Genomic DNA, 18,116 nt, shown 5'->3' on the forward strand with positions numbered 1-18,116 from the left:
TCTTTAACGGACATCTGATGATTGAATCAGGCCGACGCCAGCCTCTTGCATCCGCTTTATGGCGGCTGCCAGCGAACCTTCCAGATCAATCGCCCGACAGGCATCCAGCACCACAAAGACATTCAATCCCGCCGCACGCGCGTCCAGTGCGGAAAACATCACACAAAAATCCAAAGCCAGGCCGACCATGTAAACGGTGTCGACACCGCGCTCTTTTAGACAACCCGCAAGACCTGTGGTGGTGCTTCGGTCTGCTTCGAGAAAAGCCGAGTAGCTGTCGATGTCGGGATTGCAGCCCTTGCGGATGACCAATTGCGCGTGCGGCAAATCCAGTTCCGGATGAAATTCAGCGCCTTCGCTGGCTTGCACACAATGATCGGGCCACAGGGTTTGTGCGCCGTACGGTAATTCAATGACGTCGTAGGGCTGGTGCCCGGGATGGCTGGACGCAAACGAGATATGCCCGCTCGGGTGCCAGTCCTGAGCTATGACGACTTGCCTGAAGTGGCGCGCGAGCCGGTTGATCAGCGGCACAATCCGGTCACCTTCCGGCACCGGTAATTTCCCGCCGGGAATGAAGTCGTTTTGAACGTCGATGACGAGCAATGCAGCGCGGGACGAAATGGGCACGGGTAAATCTTCCTGGGAATAAAACCTCGGCCAGTTTAGCAGGGCTCCTGTCAGCCGCTGGTCTGCAGCACGCATTGCTGGGTTTTACTGTCCCAGACCTGGCCTTTCGGGCATTCGGGCTTTTTCACGGCATCGCTTTCATCGACGGCGAAAACAGCAGGGCTGGACAGGGCGGCGACCAGCAGCGGGACGGCGAACAGTATTTGTCGAATATTCATGGTCAATCTCCACTTTCATCGGCTCGGAGCAGAAGTTGTTGTTCTCCTTTGCAGTGACTGTTCAGTTCTGCGGAAGATTCAAAGTTCTGCAGCGGGCCATTGACTTGTCATCCGCCGGCAGGCTAATTTCCAGCCCATGACTTTCACCGTATCGCGCTGCCAGCCAAGCATTATTACCGCCATTCCTCATTTGGCGGGCTAGCTCACGACTGCAGCACCCAACCCGCCCTAGAGGCGGGTTTTTACTTTCTGTCTCCGGGGTTCTGAAAAATGTCAGGAGACGACCATGCCGCACAGCCCCGACCAGCAAGCACTGCTTGAGCGCTACGTGAAAAAGATTCTGGCCGCGCCGGTTTACGACATTGCCGTGCGCACGCCATTGCAGCTTGCGCCAGCGTTGTCGGAAGCATTGGGCAATCGGATCCTGCTCAAGCGCGAAGATCTGCAACCGACGTTCTCTTTCAAGATCCGTGGTGCTTACAACAAACTCGTGCAACTGAGCGATGAGCGGCGAGCGCGGGGAGTGATCACGGCGTCGGCGGGTAATCACGCGCAAGGTGTAGCGCTGGCGGCGCGGGAGTTGGGCATCGCCGCGACGATCGTCATGCCGTCTGCCACCCCTGAGCTCAAAGTGCTCGGCGTGCGCAGTCGCGGTGCCGAAGCACTGCTGCATGGCGAAAGCTTCCCGTTTGCTCTGGCCCATGCGTTGCATTTGGCCGAACAGACCGGGTGCACGTTTGTTTCACCGTTCGATGATCCTGACGTGATCGCCGGACAAGGCACTGTGGCGATGGAAATCCTGCGCCAGCATCAAGGCGCGCTGGACGCGATCTTCATCCCGGTCGGCGGCGGAGGTTTGATCGCCGGTATTGCGGCCTACGTCAAATACCTGCGTCCGGAAGTGCGGATCATCGGCGTCGAATCCGAACATTCGGCATGCCTGCAAGCGGCTTTGAGTGCGGACGAGCGGGTGGTTCTGCCGAGAGTTGGTACCTTTGCCGATGGCGTAGCGGTTGCGCAGATCGGCGCGTATGGCTTTGAGGTTTGCCGCTTCTGCGTAGATGAGGTGATAACGGTCAGCAATGACGAACTCTGCGCCGCGATCAAGAATATCTACGACGATACCCGTTCGATCACTGAACCTTCAGGTGCGTTGGCTGTTGCGGGGATCAAGCAGCAAGTAGCGCGCAGCGGCGTTCGTGGTCAGACCTTCATCGCCATCGACTCTGGTGCGAATATCAACTTCGACAGCCTGCGCCATGTCGCCGAGCGCGCCGCTGCTTGCGGCGTGCCGGCGTAATGGCGATCAGGGCAGCAACGGGCGCAGAAACGTGCGCTCGTAACTGACGATGAACTTCTTCTCGACCAGATCGGCCACCAGTGCGGTGCTTTCGGGGTCGGTCATTGCAATATGTCGATAGCTTTCGTAATCGGCCAGTGATGGAAAACTGAACAGACAATAAGCAATGTTGCTGGCGCCTTCCGAGGGGAGAAAGTAGCCGTGATGCGTACCGCCCAAGCGCTCAACGATGTCGAGCCACGCTTTGGCATAAGCTTCGAAAGCGGGCAACTGATAGGGATCGATCACATATCTGACGTGGCAAGTAATCAAGGGCTGGGCTCCGGTTATTCCTGCAGGGCGGTGCCGACTTTGTCCGACGCCGACCAGATGCGATAACGCACTTCGACGTCCGACGGCGCGTACACCACAACCGGCAATTTGCTGTTGTATCGCAACATGAAGCCGTCACCGACGACCGGAACGAAAGCACGTTTTTTCTGGCTGCCGGGCGGGCAGGCCATCATCGTGCTCATCGGGCCGATGACCTTTTCCAGGCGATAGAACGGATAGCCCCAGCCTTGCAGATTCTTTTCATCGAGCACACCGCCCAGACGTTGACGGTTGCAATCCACTTCCAGAGTTTTGCCAGCGAGAATTTCAACCTGGAAATTCTCTTCCTGCTCTTGTTTGGGCAGATGGATGACTTGTCGGGTAAACCCGGCTTCGGCTTTGGGATACGGCGCGATGTCTTCGAGCTTGGCGGCGTGGGCGAGGGTGGAAAGGTTGGCGATCAACAGGCCGGTGATCGCGCAAACGCTTAAGGAATTCATGAAGGCCTCCGTGCGGGTTGAATTTCAATGGGAGACATTCTTGCCGTCATAGTCTGCGAAAGCAAATTTGCCCGGAGATTGCAGATTGCAGGGGACGGGTGGTCGATTCATGCATTTTGCAAATAGCAGGATACTGGCCACATTTCCAAGTGCTTGATTTTGAAGGGAGCAAAACGAACAGATCAAAGGCACGTTTTGTGCGTTCTTTTGGTGAGGCGCACAGGATTTGGGCGCCTACACTCCAATGGGCATTTCGCAGTACCACCACTTGCCGCACCAGGGAAACAGCGGGGGCACACCCGTAAAGGCGCAGCAGAGGGTCAGCGTGAATACTTGATTGGCAATCGCACAGAAAGGAGAGGGTTCGCCATGTTTTTATCTGCCTTGGAATTACGCAATATCATTGAAAGCAGCTTCCTGCCGAAACGCTGCCAGTGCACGTTGACACCAGACTTGTCGATGTCCGTCAAAGTATTTGGCGACCATCGAACCGACCAAGCCGATCTCTACGTCAGTGGAATCGACGCCAGCCGCCTGAACAGCTGCCGTGAAATCAACAACCTGGTCGCAGGCCTGCGTTCCGACCTCGCGCAACAAACGACGACCCATCAAACCAGCGCTCGTTCTCGAGCCGTTTAACCCACCGTCTCACCCAGTTCGACCGTCACGCGCCGGGCCTGCACGAAACCTAGGCCCAGCGCGAACTCGACCAGTACCGCGAGCAAAATCCCGGGGCCGGCATGGCCATTGAGCCATTCGCCAAAACCCAACGCCGCCAAACCGAAACAGCCGACGATGAAACCATTGCTCAGCGCACTGCGTGCCACTGACGGCGGAGCATTGCGCAGCAAATAAAACATCACCCCCAACGCCGCAAACAGCACCGCGCTGCGCCTTGCGACTACGCCAGTGCCTTCCGAGTAGCCAATGCTCCAGATCGCCAGCAACACCTCCGGAAAAAATCCCCAGACCAGCGCCAGCAAAAAACACAGGATGGAAGTGAAGCTCGACAACGTGCGGAACGACAACTGCATGGCCAATCCTTGCGGCAGTAGGGAAGGCCCCGAGCATACGCGTCGAAACCACCCCACGCCTATGGCCAACCGGAAAATCAGAAGCGTCTGTCAGTTCTGCTGACTGCATGCGTCAGATAATTTCCTGTAACTGATTTGTGCGGGCTTGCCGGTGTTGTCGATGTATTTCATGTCGGCGGTGATGACTTTGCATTCCAGGGTCGGCGGCTCGGTTAGCGAAAGCACCTTCGCCACGTGGAGTGGCATGCCGTATTGGTAGGGTGTTTGATTCGACGTGGCGGAGGTGACGTTGGCTTGGGCCAGTGCGGCGTATGAGCTGCAGGCGAGGGTGGCAGTGAGCAGGAAGGGACGAATGTTCATGAGAGGACTCCAGCGTTGCGGGTAGGCGCCCGGCACGAAGCCGGGCGAGCCTGCCGCACTGGGCGTCAGCGGGGGAGAGCTGAGGGTGTGCGGTGATATGGAGTCTCTGACTGTGGCGTTAAGGCTGAGTTAACCGATTTGAGCATGACCTGAGTTATTTACGGTTGCTTTTCCCTTGTCTCGGGCATTTGTCGTTTGCGATATGAATCATTAGGGTACGGGCTTTGACGTGCTCGAAAAAAATTAATGATAAGGCTGTACTGCTAAATTTCAGTACCCTAACTTATCTGGAAAAAACGAGAGCGGTGGGTGAGTGGCCTTCCACGTTTTTGCGAGTTCTTTTGCTTTTTCTAATTGCTCTTTTGACAGCTTTTTTTCTACTTCCGGCAATACGTCGTTAACGTTGTTTATTACGTTTCCACCACCATCAAGCTCCAGTAGATTCGACAATAGTGCGTATGACTTTACCGGGTCTGATTCGAATCCGTATTTTGGTTCAGCTTCGCCAATATATGACGCGTAACCAAAAACTGCAGATGCATAGCCTGAGGCTGCAGCTTTTTCATTCCATTTTCTAAATGATGACAAATCGGCTTTTTCAATCCTGGTAGCGGCAAATCCCATCATGGCTGGTGGATAACCATTCTCTGCAGCGGCTTTCATCCATTTTTCGATTTCATCTGATCTGCTGGAGGGTAGTAGAAACATGCCTCCCCCCTCTTGATACTTGGTCGCTAAACGAAATTGCGCTAATGCAAAACCTTTCTCTGCGGACTTTTCAAGCCATTCATCGTGTCCTGTTATCTCCCATAGTAGGTACATCGACTCAGCGTCACCATGAGATGCCTGATCTGTAGCAAGGTTTTTGGCTTTGTTCATCCAATCTTTAGGCGATTGCTCAGAGGAAGAACAGTTGTTCATAGTTACGCACAAATCTTGATCCGCGCCGCCGAGCCGAATCATAGAGTAAATATTGCCTTTTTTTGCTGATTCCTCGTAAGCCTTTCGCGCTTCTTGAGTCATGTATCTATTGTTTTTTCTTATAGATTCTCCCAGATAGTAAAGTGCTTCATCATCACCGCCCTCGGCTGCTATTTGTAATGTTTCAATTGCGGAGATGGCTTTGTGTTGATTGTATAGTTCAATGCCCTTGATTTTTGCCTGAGATTGTTCGTTCGTAAGCGCCAGTGACTGGGGCGACGCTAACGTTAATAAAATAAGCGTAGTGGTGATCACTTTTGGTAGTGTAAGTGATAAGTTGTCTCTCGATTGCAGTTGGTTAGCTGGTATACCGGTCTTTGTGAAACTTTTGAAAACGATACGGCAGAGCGCGAACGACAAGGCTGTCGATTGTTCTAATTCGGGAAGATTAGCCTCGTACCGGTTATTTCTTGTATTCTGCTTCATTACTAATTAAAAACCTAATTTCCTTGGAAAGAAAGAAAGGGGCGGGTGGGTGGCCTTCCACTCAATAGCATATTTTTCCGCTTCCTCAATCTGGTTCGATGTCATTTTTGCAGCAATTTTAGGAAGCTTCCCTTCCACATAGACTTGAACGTTTCCACCGCCATCCAATTCTTTAAGCAAAGAGACCAGTGCGTAGCCCTTGATCAAATCGACGGGGTAGCCAACTTTGTCGGGCGTGTGGGAAAGATATGCACCATAGGTTGCGACGGCATTTTGATAACCGGTTTTCGCCGCTTCTTCCCACCAATGCCGAACACCTGCCAGATCATTTCGCTGGGAAAGAATCGAAATATATTCGATCATTGCAGGAGGGTAACCTCCTTCCGAAGCAGCCTTTAGCAACTCCTCCTCGGCACTCTTTCTTTTCCAAGGTAGCAAAAATGTGCCTTCCCCCTCGGCGTAACGATTAGCGAGCAACCACTGTGACGGCGCATATCCAACCGCTGCTGATTTCTGCAACCAATCCAACTCTGCAGTCGCGTTGTAAAGCACAGTCATCGCTTCGCCGTCGCCACCCAAAGCGCGAGGTATAGCAGTTTTTATCAATAAATCTAGCCAGTCACTTGGTCTTTTACTACTAGCAGGACATTGGTTGACAACCGAGCACAGGTCTTCCGATACGGTGGCGAGTTTAAACATCGCATAATAATCACCCTGTGATGCTGATGCCTCGTACCATTTTTGCGCTTCGACAGTCATTCCTTGTTTTTTTTTGACGAAGCTCGTCAGCTAAATAGAATTGTGCTTCCGCATCGCCCGCTTCGGCTGCTATGCGAAGTTCCAGTTCTGCTGGTTTGTATTGATTGAAAAGCATTATCCCACGAGCTTTTGCGGCCTGCTGAGTTGGTGTAAGCTCGGCAAGTACATTGCTTGATAAAAGGGTTGCTATTGCGGTTGCTATATATATAAGTGAGCGCGACATTTTTTTATCCCTTGATGTATTTAGCTTGAGGGACATATTTTGCTTTTCCGCCAGGAACAAAAGTTTGTCCGTAGTATCGGGTTCTGTGGCAAAAGCCATCTAGGTTCGCGCCTAAAAGGTTCACGTGCGCTTTATACCGGGCACGCATTTCGTCGTTCGCATCGTCGTGCAGTCGCAGAATTGCTTCTGACATGAAATTGTCCAAGTATCACTGAACAGCGAAGCCTTGTGCCCGATCAAAAACGGCTTTATTCCACCCTCCTTAGAACGGTAGTAGATCGATAAAACCCGCCTCAACTAGCGCTCCATACGACTCCGTTGCTGGCCAGATAATTAACGGCCTTGCCAAGCGCACTTTGCGGTGTCATCACATGAATCCTGACGTGACAACACCGATAGCGAATGCGTGGGCCGTCGTAGCCAGACAGCTTTACTTTAGATTGATGTTCATGCAGAAGTCATGCAGTTCTTAGCTCAGCGCTACCCGCTTGGGGAATCATCGCGAGCTGGACCTCGACATTGTTCTCTTTCTTCGCTAGCCAACGCTCAACGTTGAGGTTATGTTCTGGGCCTTGAGTTGCAGAGCCATAAATATCTTCAGGCGTGAGTTTCTGGAAGCTGAGGGTGTGCAGTCGTTGTCTTGACGTATCGATGCGCCCCATCTCGGCTCGTAGCGAATTGATTTGTTGCAGAACGGTACGGCGATCAGGCTGGAAGGAGTGACTAAGTTCGGCCTCCTTGGCCTTCAATCGTTCCTGCATTTCCTGCAATTGATAGTAAATCTGATCGTATTCAGTCTTGGTCACCACCGTACGACCGGCTTCCTGGGTTTGCTGCCAGCGGCGAAGTGTCGCCCATGCATTGGGAATGTAGGATGGAACCATGTAGTGGTCAGACATCTGGAACAATTGCTGGATAAACATGGCGCGATCCGGTAAATCGCCGAACTTCTTCACCGCCCGTGTACATGCGGCCTCTTCGATGGACTCGCATCCTGGGTTCCAGAGCACCGCGGATTGTTCGCGTCCCTTGAAATGCACCGGCATAAAGTGCCGCAATTCACCTTGGTGCTCATAAGGCGCGCCACCGATTCGCGTCAGACCCAGAGCAAAAATCAGGGCACCCAAAGGCGCAGTGATGAAGCTGATTACTGCACCAGGTATCCAAACACTTTTTCTGGTGTTCATCCAAGGTGCGGGAACACTTGGGATCGGGTCGTTATCGTTGACCATGCGGTGATGCGCGAGGGCTCCTGCGCCCTGTACGAAGTCGGCATCGCCTGCTCTTGGCGAGCCGTAGGTGTAAAGCAAAACGTCGTAACCATTTGCGTGTCGTCTTAGGGACTCGGCAAGCAACGTGGCGATTGCGCCGCCCAAACTATGTCCGCAAATAATTATCTTTTGCCCAACGTGAAACTGGCCAAGATAAATTTCGACAAATTTGCTCAAGGCATCGTAGGCATCGTAAAAGCCTTGGTGAGATTTACCAACGCCCGCCGCAAAAGTGACTTGCTCAGCATCGGTATCACGCAAAAAATCGACGAGCTCCAATGTGCCCCGAATGGCAATTAGAATGAATTCGTCATGATGAGTTATGAAAGCTTGAGTGTTCGTTCCATTTTTTTCTTTACTGTCGTCAAAAAAATGCAGCTTTGCTGGGTGTTCTTGTTTTTCCTTTAGATCAGGTTTGTTCTGGTCATATAGTGTTGGGTCAAAAGGCAGGATCTCAAATCGCTTCGAATACGGTACGTCTTCGTATAATGGATAGTACGCTTTCGCTTGCTCTGCGTTTACTTTCCAAGGCTCCTTGTAGCAAGCCATTCCCTCAGAAAACATGTTTCCGACGCTGGGGTCAAGAGGAAAGCTAACTGTATCTTTCGGATTTTCATCCGGTGACTGACCGAAATTGCAATAGCTCAAAGCAGCAAATAGAGAGAGTTGGTAAAGATTTAAAGCGCTAAATTTGTTATCTTTCGAAAGCATTGGTCGGAAGGCACGTAATGGTCTTACTTCCAGCACGGTGTGCTTGTTCGGTAATAATGCAATTCCGCGCAACTCCGGCTCTTCCGGGCCAAATCCTAAATCCCCCATGATTTTAAGTAAGCTGAAATTTGGTGGGTATTTTCTAGTTGAATAGGGTGGCAAATGGGCGGACTTTTTTACAAGGTCTTTAACTTCGACATGGAAGAACTGCTGAGCTCTTTCTTTTGCTGGATTCTTTTCGACGCGCTGTCCATCTTTGCGCACAAAACGCGTTTTCTCGGCCCTCACTTGAAGTTCGGTAATTGGAAGAGGGTAGCTTCCTCGCTGTAAAAGAGCGTTGTAGAGGTTTTCTGAGCCCTTGTAAGGGCTGTCAACCATGAGTACAACAGGCCCTTGGTAGTGGTTGATTACTTTGGCCGAGCCGTTTGCATCCAATACGCCAATATATTGCTGATGCGCGCTATCTTGTAAGATGTAGGCAAGGTCTCCATACGGCTTGCCGTCGCCATTTTCATCTACTAGCTGAAAGCTGATCCAGTCGCCACGCAATGGACATGCTTCAGACTTGCCGCTTAACAGTGGATCGCAAGGTTTTTGTGACGCCATAAAAAATATCCCTATTCAGTACAGTTTGGGTACACAGTGCACTCGCGACCGTCTGGCATTTTAAAAGACTTAAAATCTTTCGTGTTGCCGCGACAGAAACCGTATTGGTCATCTATGTTTTCTCCCATGCAACGTTTCCAGCCTTTGGGTGATTTTACCCAGGTATCCCCCATGTAGGGACGTTCTTCTTTGGATAGGGAGAATCTAACGGTCAGCGTTTTTCCTGCCAGTTGAGCCCGTTGCAATGAGCTAGTGGTAGATTGGTTTTTCTGTGGTTCATTTATTGCTTTGCACTTCAATATCTTTGTTATATAACGATTCGAGCCGATAGTTCGAAATAACCATTCACACTCTCTTTCCAATAAAGTAGGTGGCGGCAGATTTCGGTCGCTAGCAGCTCCATCCTCGAATGCGATGCTTGTGTGATCTCGGCCCAAGTTAAGTCTCGCAGGACCATACTTTGCATCAATTTCGTAGTCAAACCTTTCTAGAACTATCGGGCAACCGTCTTCGACGCTTGTCAGCGGGATCGTAAATTTCGCTGTCTGAGCGTGTTCATTTAACTTAGTTTTGAATAGTTTTAGACCAGGATGGTTTTTGCCATCTTTTGGCGGTAATTTGCACTTCTCTCCGGTGCGAGGGGTATAAACGGCCTCACCCTTCACTTCAAACCCCGGCGGGAGCTCTGTTAACAAAGTGAAACTGCCCTGCTGAGCAGATGAACAACCTGTAATTCCAATCGCACCTAGCCCAACCAACAAACTGCGAACAAACCCATTGAAAAAATTGCGGTGACACATTTGATTTCCCTCAGTCTCGGTGTGCCATTTCGAGCGTGTGATGCCCAGTGCCTAAATTCAACTCAGTGCGGAGTCATCGCTTTGCTTAGCGAAAAAACGTTCACACCGCGCAAAATGCTTTTCCGATATTTCTCCCGGCAATGGCTGCCAAGCCAGATCTTCAGCACATTTGGGTTGAAGGCGCAGAGTCAACATGAACTCCCGCTGTTCGGGCGTATTCCATTGCCAGACTTCGAGCAGGTCCATCTGTTGTTCCAGCCATTCCAGAATGCTGCGGGTTTCCGAGAGCTTCGCGGCGGCTTCCGCGTGTTGGACCAGCAACCAGCGTTTTAAGTTGGCACTCAAGATTTCGCGGGTGCGTTCCGGTGGGGCGGGAATTTGCAACCACGGCGCCGGATTCGGTACCGGATACATTCCCGGTTTCCCGTTATCTGCGCTTTTCCACTGATCCTCATCCCAATACAGCACGCTGCTGGTTGGGCCAAGCAATAGCGGCCATTCGGTTTCTTTAAGATTGGCCAGGCAACGGGCCATAACGCGGTTATCCTGGAAACGAAACAGCGAGCGCTCGCCGTCTTCATCAATGACCATCCGGGCAATCCAGTGCTGGGTCAGGCTGTCTAGATCAGCCGTGTCCATGCTGCCGATCCAGCCCCAGTTGCGCTGTGGGTCATCGAGCAGTTTGCGAAAGGCATCGTTGCCCGGGTTGCGCAGTTCGGTCAGCCACGGACTGATAGCGGCGAATTTTGAGAACTCGGTACGTCGGTAGAGTTGTACCGAGCGTTGCATAACGCCGGCGCTGTAAAGCGAGGTGACCGGGTTGGGTTCGGCGAGGCTGTCGAGGGCGAGGATCAGCACACGGTTGAGACGGGATTGTTCGCCTATCCAGTTATTAAGCACGTCGCTCATGCTGTGGCTCCCAGATCGCATTTGCCTTCGCGGCAGGCTTCACAGATCGGGCAACGGATGTCACCTGCTTTGCGAGCAGCCTTGGCCAAGGCCATTTGAACTGCTGCCGGTACGAGCAGGGCACCTGCCTTGTCTTTCGCAGCGGCCCATGGAATGACGGGTTCCAGAATTCCGATGCCGGTCCCCACGCCCGGCGCGCCTCCGGTATTGACCTTTACTTCGGCGCCGCTGATGGTCACACCACCGGCATCCACCTTCACAAAACTCCCGCCAGCCTTGGCGGTCAGCTCCATGCCACCCTCGATCACCACTTTCTCACCAGCGTGATAGTGAATCTCGGTTCCAGCCTCGACAAACTGCGCCGTGCCGACCTTCACATGCTGCGTCACACCCACCGTCAGGTGATCATCCGCGCGCATTTCGCTGATGCGGTCCAGATGGGTGATCCGGTGCTCTTCAACCTTGAATTCGCTAAGCACATTGGCTTCAACAGTGTCATGCCGTTCGTTGCCGACGCGGATTTTCTGGTCGTGTTCGATGTTTTCGTCCCAGTCGCGCTGGGCGTGGATGTAGATCTGTTCGGCGCCTTTCTTGTCTTCGATGCGGAATTCGTTGTAGCCCTTGCCGCCCGGGGAGCTGAGGGTTTTGAAGGTGCTGCGGGTCTTGTTGGCGGGCAGGTCGTAGGGGACGACGTTTTCCTTGTGGTACAGGCAGCCGGTGACGAGGGGCTGGTCGGGGTCGCCTTCGAGGAAGGTGACGAGGACTTCCATGCCGATGCGCGGGATCGCGATGCCGCCGTAGGCGCTGCCTGCCCAGCCGCTGGCGACGCGCATCCAGCAGGTGGTTTTGTCGTCGGACTGGCCGTCGCGGTCCCAGTGGAATTGCACTTTGATGCGGCCGTACTGGTCGCAGTGGATTTCTTCTCCGGGCGGGCCGGTGACGACGGCGGTCTGGCTGCCGAGGACTTTTGGTTTCGGGTGTTCGAGGGCAGGGCGGTAGTGCGCGTCCCACGGGGTGGCGAGGAAGCTGTTGCGGTAGCCCTGGTGGAAATCGCTTTTGTTATCGGTGACGTCGCTGGTGACGTTTTCGCCGAGCACTTGCGGCTGTTTGCCTTCGTGGAAGACTTCCAACAGCAGCCACAGGTCGTTCCACTCGGCGCGCGGGTGTTCGGCGAGCGTGAGGAAATGGCCGCTGGTCAGCGTCGGTTCATCAGCTTTGCCTTCGGCAAGTTTGTAGTCGCTGCGATGGCGTTCCAAGGCGCGGGTTGATAGGAACTTGCCGCGCTCGCGAGTCGTGAAGCGGCCGGGGTAATCGTAGTCTTCCAGGTCCGGGACGAACTCGGATTTGACTGCGCCTTCGGGCAGTAGCTTGGGTTTTTCGAAATCGTAGTCGCGACGGCTGACGCGGGTAGTGCGGGTTTCCAGGCGCAGGTTGAAGCGCTTGATCACCGGCTTCTCCGCAGCCATGCCGGAGTCCTGCTGGTAGCTGACCGGCTTCAGTTTGCGGAACACGGTCTGGTCGTCGCCGAACACCAGTTTGTGGCCGCTGCTGCTGTGCTGGAAGTGAAAGTGAATGCCTTCCTCTTCGCACAGACGCTGGATGAAATGCAGGTCGGACTCGTCGTATTGCACGCAATACTCACGTTCCGGGTACTCGGCGCCGAGCTGGAAGCTGTAGGCGTCAGAGAGAATGCCGCGATCTTCCAGCACCTGGGCGATGATTTTCGGCACCGTCAGTTGCTGGAAGATCTGCTGATCATGATTGTGCTGCAGGTAGGCCAGTTGTGGCATCAGGCTGATGCTGTAGCGGGTCAGGGTCTTGCCGGAGTCGCCCTGCTCGATGCGATAGACCTGGCCGTGAATCTTGCCTTCGCCGGTGGCGCCGAACGTCAGGCAGGCGCGCTTGTGCAGCAGCTCTTCGAGCTTCAGGTCGGGGCGGGCGCTGACCAGTTCGAGGTCGAAACGGAACGGTTCGTTGAGGGCTTCGCGACCGGTGAAGCTGAGGACTTGCAGGTCGGCGTTGGCGTCTTCGATCGAGAGGGTGATGTGGGTTGCATTGGCGTCCAGCATGCCTTGAATTCCGTCCGTTGAATAAGCAGGTGATGGATGTTGCAGGATTAGACGGCCTCATTCAAGGCGCAAATGGCGTAGATGTGGGGTTGCGAGGTCATAGGGAAAACCCTTAGGAGGGCGGTTTGGGCCAGTAAAGCCGGGCATCGCATGAATTTTCAGCGTCTGATCGGGCGCTATCGCGAGCAGGCTCGCTCCCACAAGGGATCTACAGTGATCACAGAATATGTGGACATCTGTGGGAGCGAGCCTGCTCGCGAACGGCTTCTACAACCAATGCCAGAACCGGCTCCAGAACCCGCGATTCAAGTCTTCCTTGCAGCCGGCATATTGCTGCGCATACAGATCCGAACGGTTCTGCACCTTGCGCGCGGTCGGCGGTAGCCAGGCTTTGCTCGCGTAGGTCTTGTTGCGAAAGCCGCCCCAACCTTCGTGGTAGTTCAGGTACTGGTTATAGGCGTCGTATTTGTACACGCCGTTGATCGAGGTGGTCTTGTCCATGTACCAGCCGACGAAGTCGATGGCGTCGTCGAAGTCTTCGCGATCGGCCCAGTTGCGGCCGGTGCTTTTCTGGTAGTCGGCCCAGACTTCATCCTTGGCTTGCGCATAGCCGGAAGCGGTGGAGACGCGGCCCCAAGGAATTACCCAGAGCAGATATTTGCGCGGCGTCTTGGCATCGTAGCGATAGCCGGACTCCTGATACATGATCGCGAAAGGCACCTGGATCGGCACACCCCAGCGTTTCTGGGTGACTTGCGCAGCGTCGTACCAGTCGCTTTTCTCGCGGAAGATTGCGCAGATGTCTTCGGGCGAGCGGGGCGGCGAGGTGCCGCAGCCGCTCAGCAGGGTGGCCAGGGTCAGGAGGGCGAGAATGTGCCTGAGATTCAAAAGCTTGTTTCCGTCGTGCGCAAAAAAGGCCGACAGTCTACGCGCTCAGCTCAACTGATGACGATAGGGCAGATCCGGACCGGTTTTGCTGCAGGTCAGCGCGGCGGCTTGTACGGCGAACCTGAGCATGCCGTCAATCTGCTCGCGACTCACCTGCTGCACGCCAGCGACCGAGTCCAGCGAGTGTTCGGTCAGCCAGGTGATCAGCGCGGCCTGGAAGGTGTCGCCGGCGCCTACCGTATCGGCGATCTGAACCTGATTGGCCGGCACCGACCACGAGCCATGGGCGCGACTGAACACCGTTGCGCCGTCGCCTCCGCGCGTCAGGAATACGATCTGGCAGCGATGCTCGAGCCAGCCTTCAATCACCTGCTGCGGATCCTGCTCGGGATAGAGCAGGCTCAGATCCTCGTCGCTGACTTTGATCAGATCGGCCAGGCGCACCAGCGTGGCGATGCGTTCGCGCCATAGATCAATATTTGGCTCGGGGTTGAGGCGCACGTTGGGGTCGAGGCTGATCAGGCGTTTGCCGCTTTCTCGCTGGACCAGCTTCAGCAACGTGTCGCCAATCGGCTGCACCACCAGCGAAAACGAGCCGATGTGCAGGCCGCGAACCTCGTCGCCGAGCGTCGGCAGATGTGCCTCGCTCAGTTGCCGATCGGCGCAGCCTTCGCCACGGAAGCTGTAATGCGGCGAACCGTTGGCGCCGACGGCGACCATCGCCAGAGTGGTCGGTGCCGCGAAATCCACCAGATAGTCCGGACGCACACCTTCCTCCTGCAGCACTTGCTGCAAACGGCGGCCCAGGTAGTCGGTGGACAGGCCGCCGAACAACGCGGAGTCCACGCCTAAGCGGCGCAGACCGACGGCGACGTTGAACGGCGAGCCGCCGGCAATCGCCTTGAAATTGACTTTCGAGGCCAGACCGCTGGCGTCGTTTTCGCTGAAAAAATCAAACAGGGCTTCGCCACACACCAGGTACATAGTTGTTTGCTCGTTATAGGGTTGCGACATGCTGTTGATAGCGTTCGTAGGCCTGCTGGAATGCCGCGACGTTAGCGGCAATCGGCAGGGTCTCACTGCGTGCGTCGAGTTTCACGCAGCGCTCGCATAGATCGGCCAGAGAAACTTCATCGCCATTGGAGCGCGACGCGCACCACGCTGCCTGAATCGCCGCGCCCAGTGCGGCGGCTTCGCTTTGCTCGGTGCAGATCACCGGAGCGTTCATGATGTCGGCGACGATCTGCCGCCACACCGCGCTCTTCGAACCGCCGCCGATCAGGCAAATGCGCAGGCTTTGTAAACCATTCTTTCGGAGCAAATCCAGCCCGTAGCGCAAACCGAAGGTGGTGCCTTCGACAGCGGCGCGGCACAGATTGGCCTGGGTCAGGTTGTCCATGGTCAGGCCATGCAGGCTGCCGGTGGCGTGGGGCAGGGCGGGGACGCGCTCACCGTTGAGGAACGGCAGCATGCTCACGCCTTCGGCGCCGATGGGCGATTGCGCGACCAACTCGTTGAAGGTCGGCAGGTCGAGCTTGAACAGTTCGCGAATCGCACCGGTGGCGTTGGTCAAGTTCATGGTGCAGATCAACGGCAGCCAGCCGCCGCTGGAGGAACAGAACGTGGCGACCGAGGCATCGGCGCTGACGTTCGGCTCCTCCGAATAGGCGTAGACCGTGCCGGACGAACCCAGGCTCATGGTGATCGCGCCGGGCTGGATATTGCCGGTACCAATGGCGCCCATCATGTTGTCGCCACCGCCGCTTGAAACTACAGCGTTGGGGTTGATGCCGAGTTGCTCGGCGACTGCCGGCAGGATAGTGCCAACGGCCGCGTGCGCGTCGATCAGCTCCGGCAGCGCGGTTTGCAAACGCCCGCTGGCGTCGATGTCGCGCAGTATCTGCGAATCCCACTGCCGCGTGCGCACGTTGAAATATCCGGTGCCGGAGGCGTCGCCGTATTCGCTGCAGGCGCGGCCGGTGAGCCAGTAGTTAAGGTAGTCGTGGGGCAGCAGAATCCGAGCGATGCGCGAGAACACGTCAGGATGCTTCTCTTTGGTCCAGAGCAGTTTCGACACCGTGTAGCCGGGCGCAATGACCACGCCGAGGCGTTCCAGCGAACCTTCCTCGCCGCCCAGTTGCGCGAGCAAGCGCTCGTTTTCCGGCGTGGTTTCGGTGTCGCACCAGAGCTTGGCCGGGCGCAGCACTGCGCCTTGCTCATCGAGCAGCACCAGGCCGTGTTGCTGGCCGGAGACGCCAACACCGAGGATCGCCTGGCCGTCGACGTTGGCCGTTTGCACGGCCTGGCGGGTGGCGCTGACGAAAGCTTCGAGCCACTGTTGAACGTCTTGTTCGCGGCGGCCATTGGCGCCGCTGATCATCGTGTGCGGGGCCGCGCCCAGACCGAGCACCTGACCGCTGTCGGCATCGAGGATGATTGCTTTGGTGCCTTGGGTGCCGCAGTCGATACCCAGGAAGAGTTGTTGGCTGGTCACAATGAGGTCCTCAGGATGTCAGGGGGTTTCCGAGTATGGCGGCTATTCGCGAGCAGGCTCGCTCCCACAAGTGATGTTGGAACCCTAACCTGTGGGAGCGAGCCTGCTCGCGAAGACGTCAGTCGCATCGCCGCAGAATCAGGCTAGAACTCGTTGCAATGTTCGCGAAACCCCAAACTCGCGCAGACTCTGGCAGCACCACTCGAACGCTGCAACAAACTCCGCCGACTTCGGTATCGCCGTGCCGAAAATTTCTTCAACACCCAGCAGCCGTTCGCTGATCAGCCCATCATCCGCCACCAGTCCTTGGCAAAACGCTGCTCGTGGGTCCGGAATCGAATACGTATCACCATTCTCGTCCACGCCCTTCAGATACAACGCCCACGCCGCCACGACCAGCGCCGCGCGCTTGGTTTCGCGACCATCGGCGATAAGACGATTGATCGTCGGCACGGTGAATTTGGGAAACTTCGATGAGCCATCCGAACACACACGCTCCAACTGATCGGCAATCGCCTGATTGGAAAACCGCGCCACCAGCGTGTCCTTGTAGTCGCTCAGATCAATGCCCGGTACCGGCGCCAGTTGCGGAGTGACATCCAGGTCCATATAGGCGCGCATGTACTGCACGAACAGCGGATCGTTCATGGTCTCGTGGACGAAGCGATAACCCTTGAGAAAGCCCAGATACGTCAGCGCTAGATGACTGCCGTTGAGCAGTTTGATTTTCATCTCTTCGTACGGCGAGACATCGTCGGTGAACTGCACGCCGACCTTTTCCCACGCTGGGCGGCCGTTGACGAATTTGTCCTCCAGCACCCACTGCACAAACGGTTCGCAGACCACCGGCCACGCATCGTCGACGCCGTGTTTGTCGGCCAGTTGCAGGCGATGCGCGGTGCTGGTCATCGGCGTGATGCGATCGACCATGGCGTTGGGGAAACTGACGCTCTGGTCGATCCAGTCGCGCAGCTGCGGATCACGCAGGGCAGCGAAGGCCAACAGCGCCTTGCGGGCGACGGCGCCGTTGTGCGGCAGGTTATCGCAGGACATCACAGTAAACGCCGGAACACCCGCTGCACGACGTTTGGCCAGCGCGGCGCAGAGGAAACCGAACACGGTGCCCGGCGCCTCGGGATGGGCCAAGTCGTGTTGAATCTGCGGCAGGTGCGCCATGAACTCGCCGTTGCTGTCGTCGATGCAGTAACCGCCCTCGGTGATGGTCAGCGAGACGATACGAATCTGCGGTTCGGCGAGTTTGTCGATCAATGCCTGCGCGCCATCTTCGGCCAGCAGCATGTCGCGGATCGCGCCGATGACGCGTACTTCGGTGTCATCGCTGTCGCCCAGTTCGAAGAGGGTGAACAGGTAATCCTGCTCGCGCAGATCATCGCGGGCACGGCGATCTTCCGGTCGCAGGCCGACGCCACAGATCGCCCAGTCCAGTGCTTCGCCAGTGTTCATCAAGGCATCGGTGTAATAGGCCTGATGCGCACGATGGAAACCACCGACGCCGATGTGGGCGATGCCCTGACGCGTGTCAGCGAGGTCGTAGCCTGGCAGTTGCACCTGGGCGGCGAGGCGATTGAGGTTCTGTTGGTTGAGTTTCATCGGATAGTCTCGAA

The 18,116-nt window shown here is 55.5% G+C and carries 18 protein-coding genes and 1 pseudogene; 2 read left to right on the forward strand and 17 right to left on the reverse strand.

Annotated features, from left to right (window positions below; all coding sequences use genetic code 11):
• Positions 1 to 3: 3 nt before the first annotated feature.
• Together pncA and AC4IHP_RS05365 are read right to left on the reverse strand one after the other, a co-directional pair.
• Complete coding sequence (gene pncA, locus AC4IHP_RS05360; RefSeq protein ID WP_490831068.1) at positions 4 to 630, reverse strand: bifunctional nicotinamidase/pyrazinamidase; 627 nt, start codon at positions 628 to 630, stop codon at positions 4 to 6.
• Between the two features lie 50 nt (positions 631 to 680).
• Positions 681 to 848 carry a hypothetical protein gene (locus tag AC4IHP_RS05365; protein WP_460119466.1) on the reverse strand — a complete coding sequence of 56 codons (168 nt, stop codon included), beginning with the start codon at positions 846 to 848 and terminating at the stop codon, positions 681 to 683.
• Positions 849 to 1,134: 286 nt separating this feature from the next.
• On the opposite strand from AC4IHP_RS05365, the pseudogene ilvA reads away from it, so the two are divergent.
• A pseudogene (gene ilvA / locus AC4IHP_RS05370) lies at positions 1,135 to 2,124 on the forward strand (threonine ammonia-lyase, biosynthetic); the annotation flags it as partial.
• Between the two features lie 30 nt (positions 2,125 to 2,154).
• Here the strand turns inward: ilvA and AC4IHP_RS05375 are convergent.
• Positions 2,155 to 2,460, reverse strand: a complete 306-nt coding sequence (locus AC4IHP_RS05375; protein ID WP_056789713.1) for an NIPSNAP family protein — start codon at positions 2,458 to 2,460, stop codon at positions 2,155 to 2,157.
• A gap of 14 nt (positions 2,461 to 2,474) precedes the next feature.
• Entirely contained in the window at positions 2,475 to 2,960 is a 486-nt protein-coding gene (gene eco, locus AC4IHP_RS05380; RefSeq protein WP_150635153.1) for a serine protease inhibitor ecotin, read from the reverse strand.
• A 369-nt stretch (positions 2,961 to 3,329) separates the two neighbouring features.
• On the opposite strand from eco, the gene AC4IHP_RS05385 reads away from it, so the two are divergent.
• The gene (locus AC4IHP_RS05385) at positions 3,330 to 3,599 is read left to right on the forward strand and encodes a DUF1652 domain-containing protein (protein ID WP_041480220.1); all 270 of its coding nucleotides are present in this window, start codon (positions 3,330 to 3,332) and stop codon (positions 3,597 to 3,599) included.
• Here the strand turns inward: AC4IHP_RS05385 and AC4IHP_RS05390 are convergent.
• The 13 genes from AC4IHP_RS05390 to AC4IHP_RS05450 all read right to left on the reverse strand — a co-directional run bounded on the left by AC4IHP_RS05390 (position 3,596) and on the right by AC4IHP_RS05450 (position 18,102).
• Positions 3,596 to 3,994 (reverse strand): hypothetical protein, encoded by a 399-nt coding sequence (locus tag AC4IHP_RS05390; RefSeq protein ID WP_129999415.1) that lies wholly within the window; start codon positions 3,992 to 3,994, stop codon positions 3,596 to 3,598. The two genes, AC4IHP_RS05385 and AC4IHP_RS05390, sit on opposite strands and share 4 nt — an antisense overlap.
• A 90-nt stretch (positions 3,995 to 4,084) precedes the next feature.
• On the reverse strand, positions 4,085 to 4,354 hold the full coding sequence (locus AC4IHP_RS05395; RefSeq protein ID WP_490831069.1) for a DUF2790 domain-containing protein: 270 nt from the start codon (positions 4,352 to 4,354) through the stop codon (positions 4,085 to 4,087).
• A gap of 270 nt (positions 4,355 to 4,624) precedes the next feature.
• Positions 4,625 to 5,761, reverse strand: coding sequence for a tetratricopeptide repeat protein (locus tag AC4IHP_RS05400; RefSeq protein ID WP_490831070.1), 1,137 nt, complete (start codon positions 5,759 to 5,761; stop codon positions 4,625 to 4,627).
• A 6-nt stretch (positions 5,762 to 5,767) separates the two neighbouring features.
• Positions 5,768 to 6,520 carry an SEL1-like repeat protein gene (locus tag AC4IHP_RS05405; RefSeq protein WP_490831071.1) on the reverse strand — a complete coding sequence of 251 codons (753 nt, stop codon included), beginning with the start codon at positions 6,518 to 6,520 and terminating at the stop codon, positions 5,768 to 5,770.
• Positions 6,471 to 6,842: a hypothetical protein gene (locus AC4IHP_RS05410; protein WP_490831072.1), complete on the reverse strand. Its 372-nt coding sequence runs from the start codon at positions 6,840 to 6,842 to the stop codon at positions 6,471 to 6,473. Before AC4IHP_RS05410 ends, AC4IHP_RS05405 begins: the two co-directional genes overlap by 50 nt.
• A 359-nt stretch (positions 6,843 to 7,201) precedes the next feature.
• Positions 7,202 to 9,331 carry a lipase family protein gene (locus AC4IHP_RS05415; protein WP_490831073.1) on the reverse strand — a complete coding sequence of 710 codons (2,130 nt, stop codon included), beginning with the start codon at positions 9,329 to 9,331 and terminating at the stop codon, positions 7,202 to 7,204.
• Between the two features lie 11 nt (positions 9,332 to 9,342).
• Complete coding sequence (locus tag AC4IHP_RS05420; RefSeq protein ID WP_336352579.1) at positions 9,343 to 10,131, reverse strand: hypothetical protein; 789 nt, start codon at positions 10,129 to 10,131, stop codon at positions 9,343 to 9,345.
• A gap of 57 nt (positions 10,132 to 10,188) precedes the next feature.
• Positions 10,189 to 11,040, reverse strand: coding sequence for a DUF4123 domain-containing protein (locus AC4IHP_RS05425; RefSeq protein WP_490831074.1), 852 nt, complete (start codon positions 11,038 to 11,040; stop codon positions 10,189 to 10,191).
• Positions 11,037 to 13,109, reverse strand: coding sequence for a type VI secretion system Vgr family protein (locus AC4IHP_RS05430; protein ID WP_490831075.1), 2,073 nt, complete (start codon positions 13,107 to 13,109; stop codon positions 11,037 to 11,039). The genes AC4IHP_RS05425 and AC4IHP_RS05430 overlap by 4 nt, the downstream gene beginning before the upstream one ends.
• 267 nt (positions 13,110 to 13,376) lie before the next feature.
• On the reverse strand, positions 13,377 to 13,997 hold the full coding sequence (locus tag AC4IHP_RS05435) for a transglycosylase SLT domain-containing protein (protein WP_071172569.1): 621 nt from the start codon (positions 13,995 to 13,997) through the stop codon (positions 13,377 to 13,379).
• 45 nt (positions 13,998 to 14,042) lie between these two features.
• The gene (locus AC4IHP_RS05440; RefSeq protein WP_490831076.1) at positions 14,043 to 14,981 is read right to left on the reverse strand and encodes a carbohydrate kinase family protein; all 939 of its coding nucleotides are present in this window, start codon (positions 14,979 to 14,981) and stop codon (positions 14,043 to 14,045) included.
• Between the two features lie 13 nt (positions 14,982 to 14,994).
• Positions 14,995 to 16,491, reverse strand: coding sequence for a xylulokinase (gene xylB, locus AC4IHP_RS05445; protein ID WP_490831077.1), 1,497 nt, complete (start codon positions 16,489 to 16,491; stop codon positions 14,995 to 14,997).
• Between the two features lie 138 nt (positions 16,492 to 16,629).
• A complete protein-coding gene (locus AC4IHP_RS05450; RefSeq protein WP_490831078.1) occupies positions 16,630 to 18,102 on the reverse strand; it encodes a mannitol dehydrogenase family protein in 1,473 nt (490 codons plus the stop codon).
• Positions 18,103 to 18,116 lie beyond the last annotated feature (14 nt).

The organism is Pseudomonas sp. UF-293 (genome assembly GCF_058245595.1).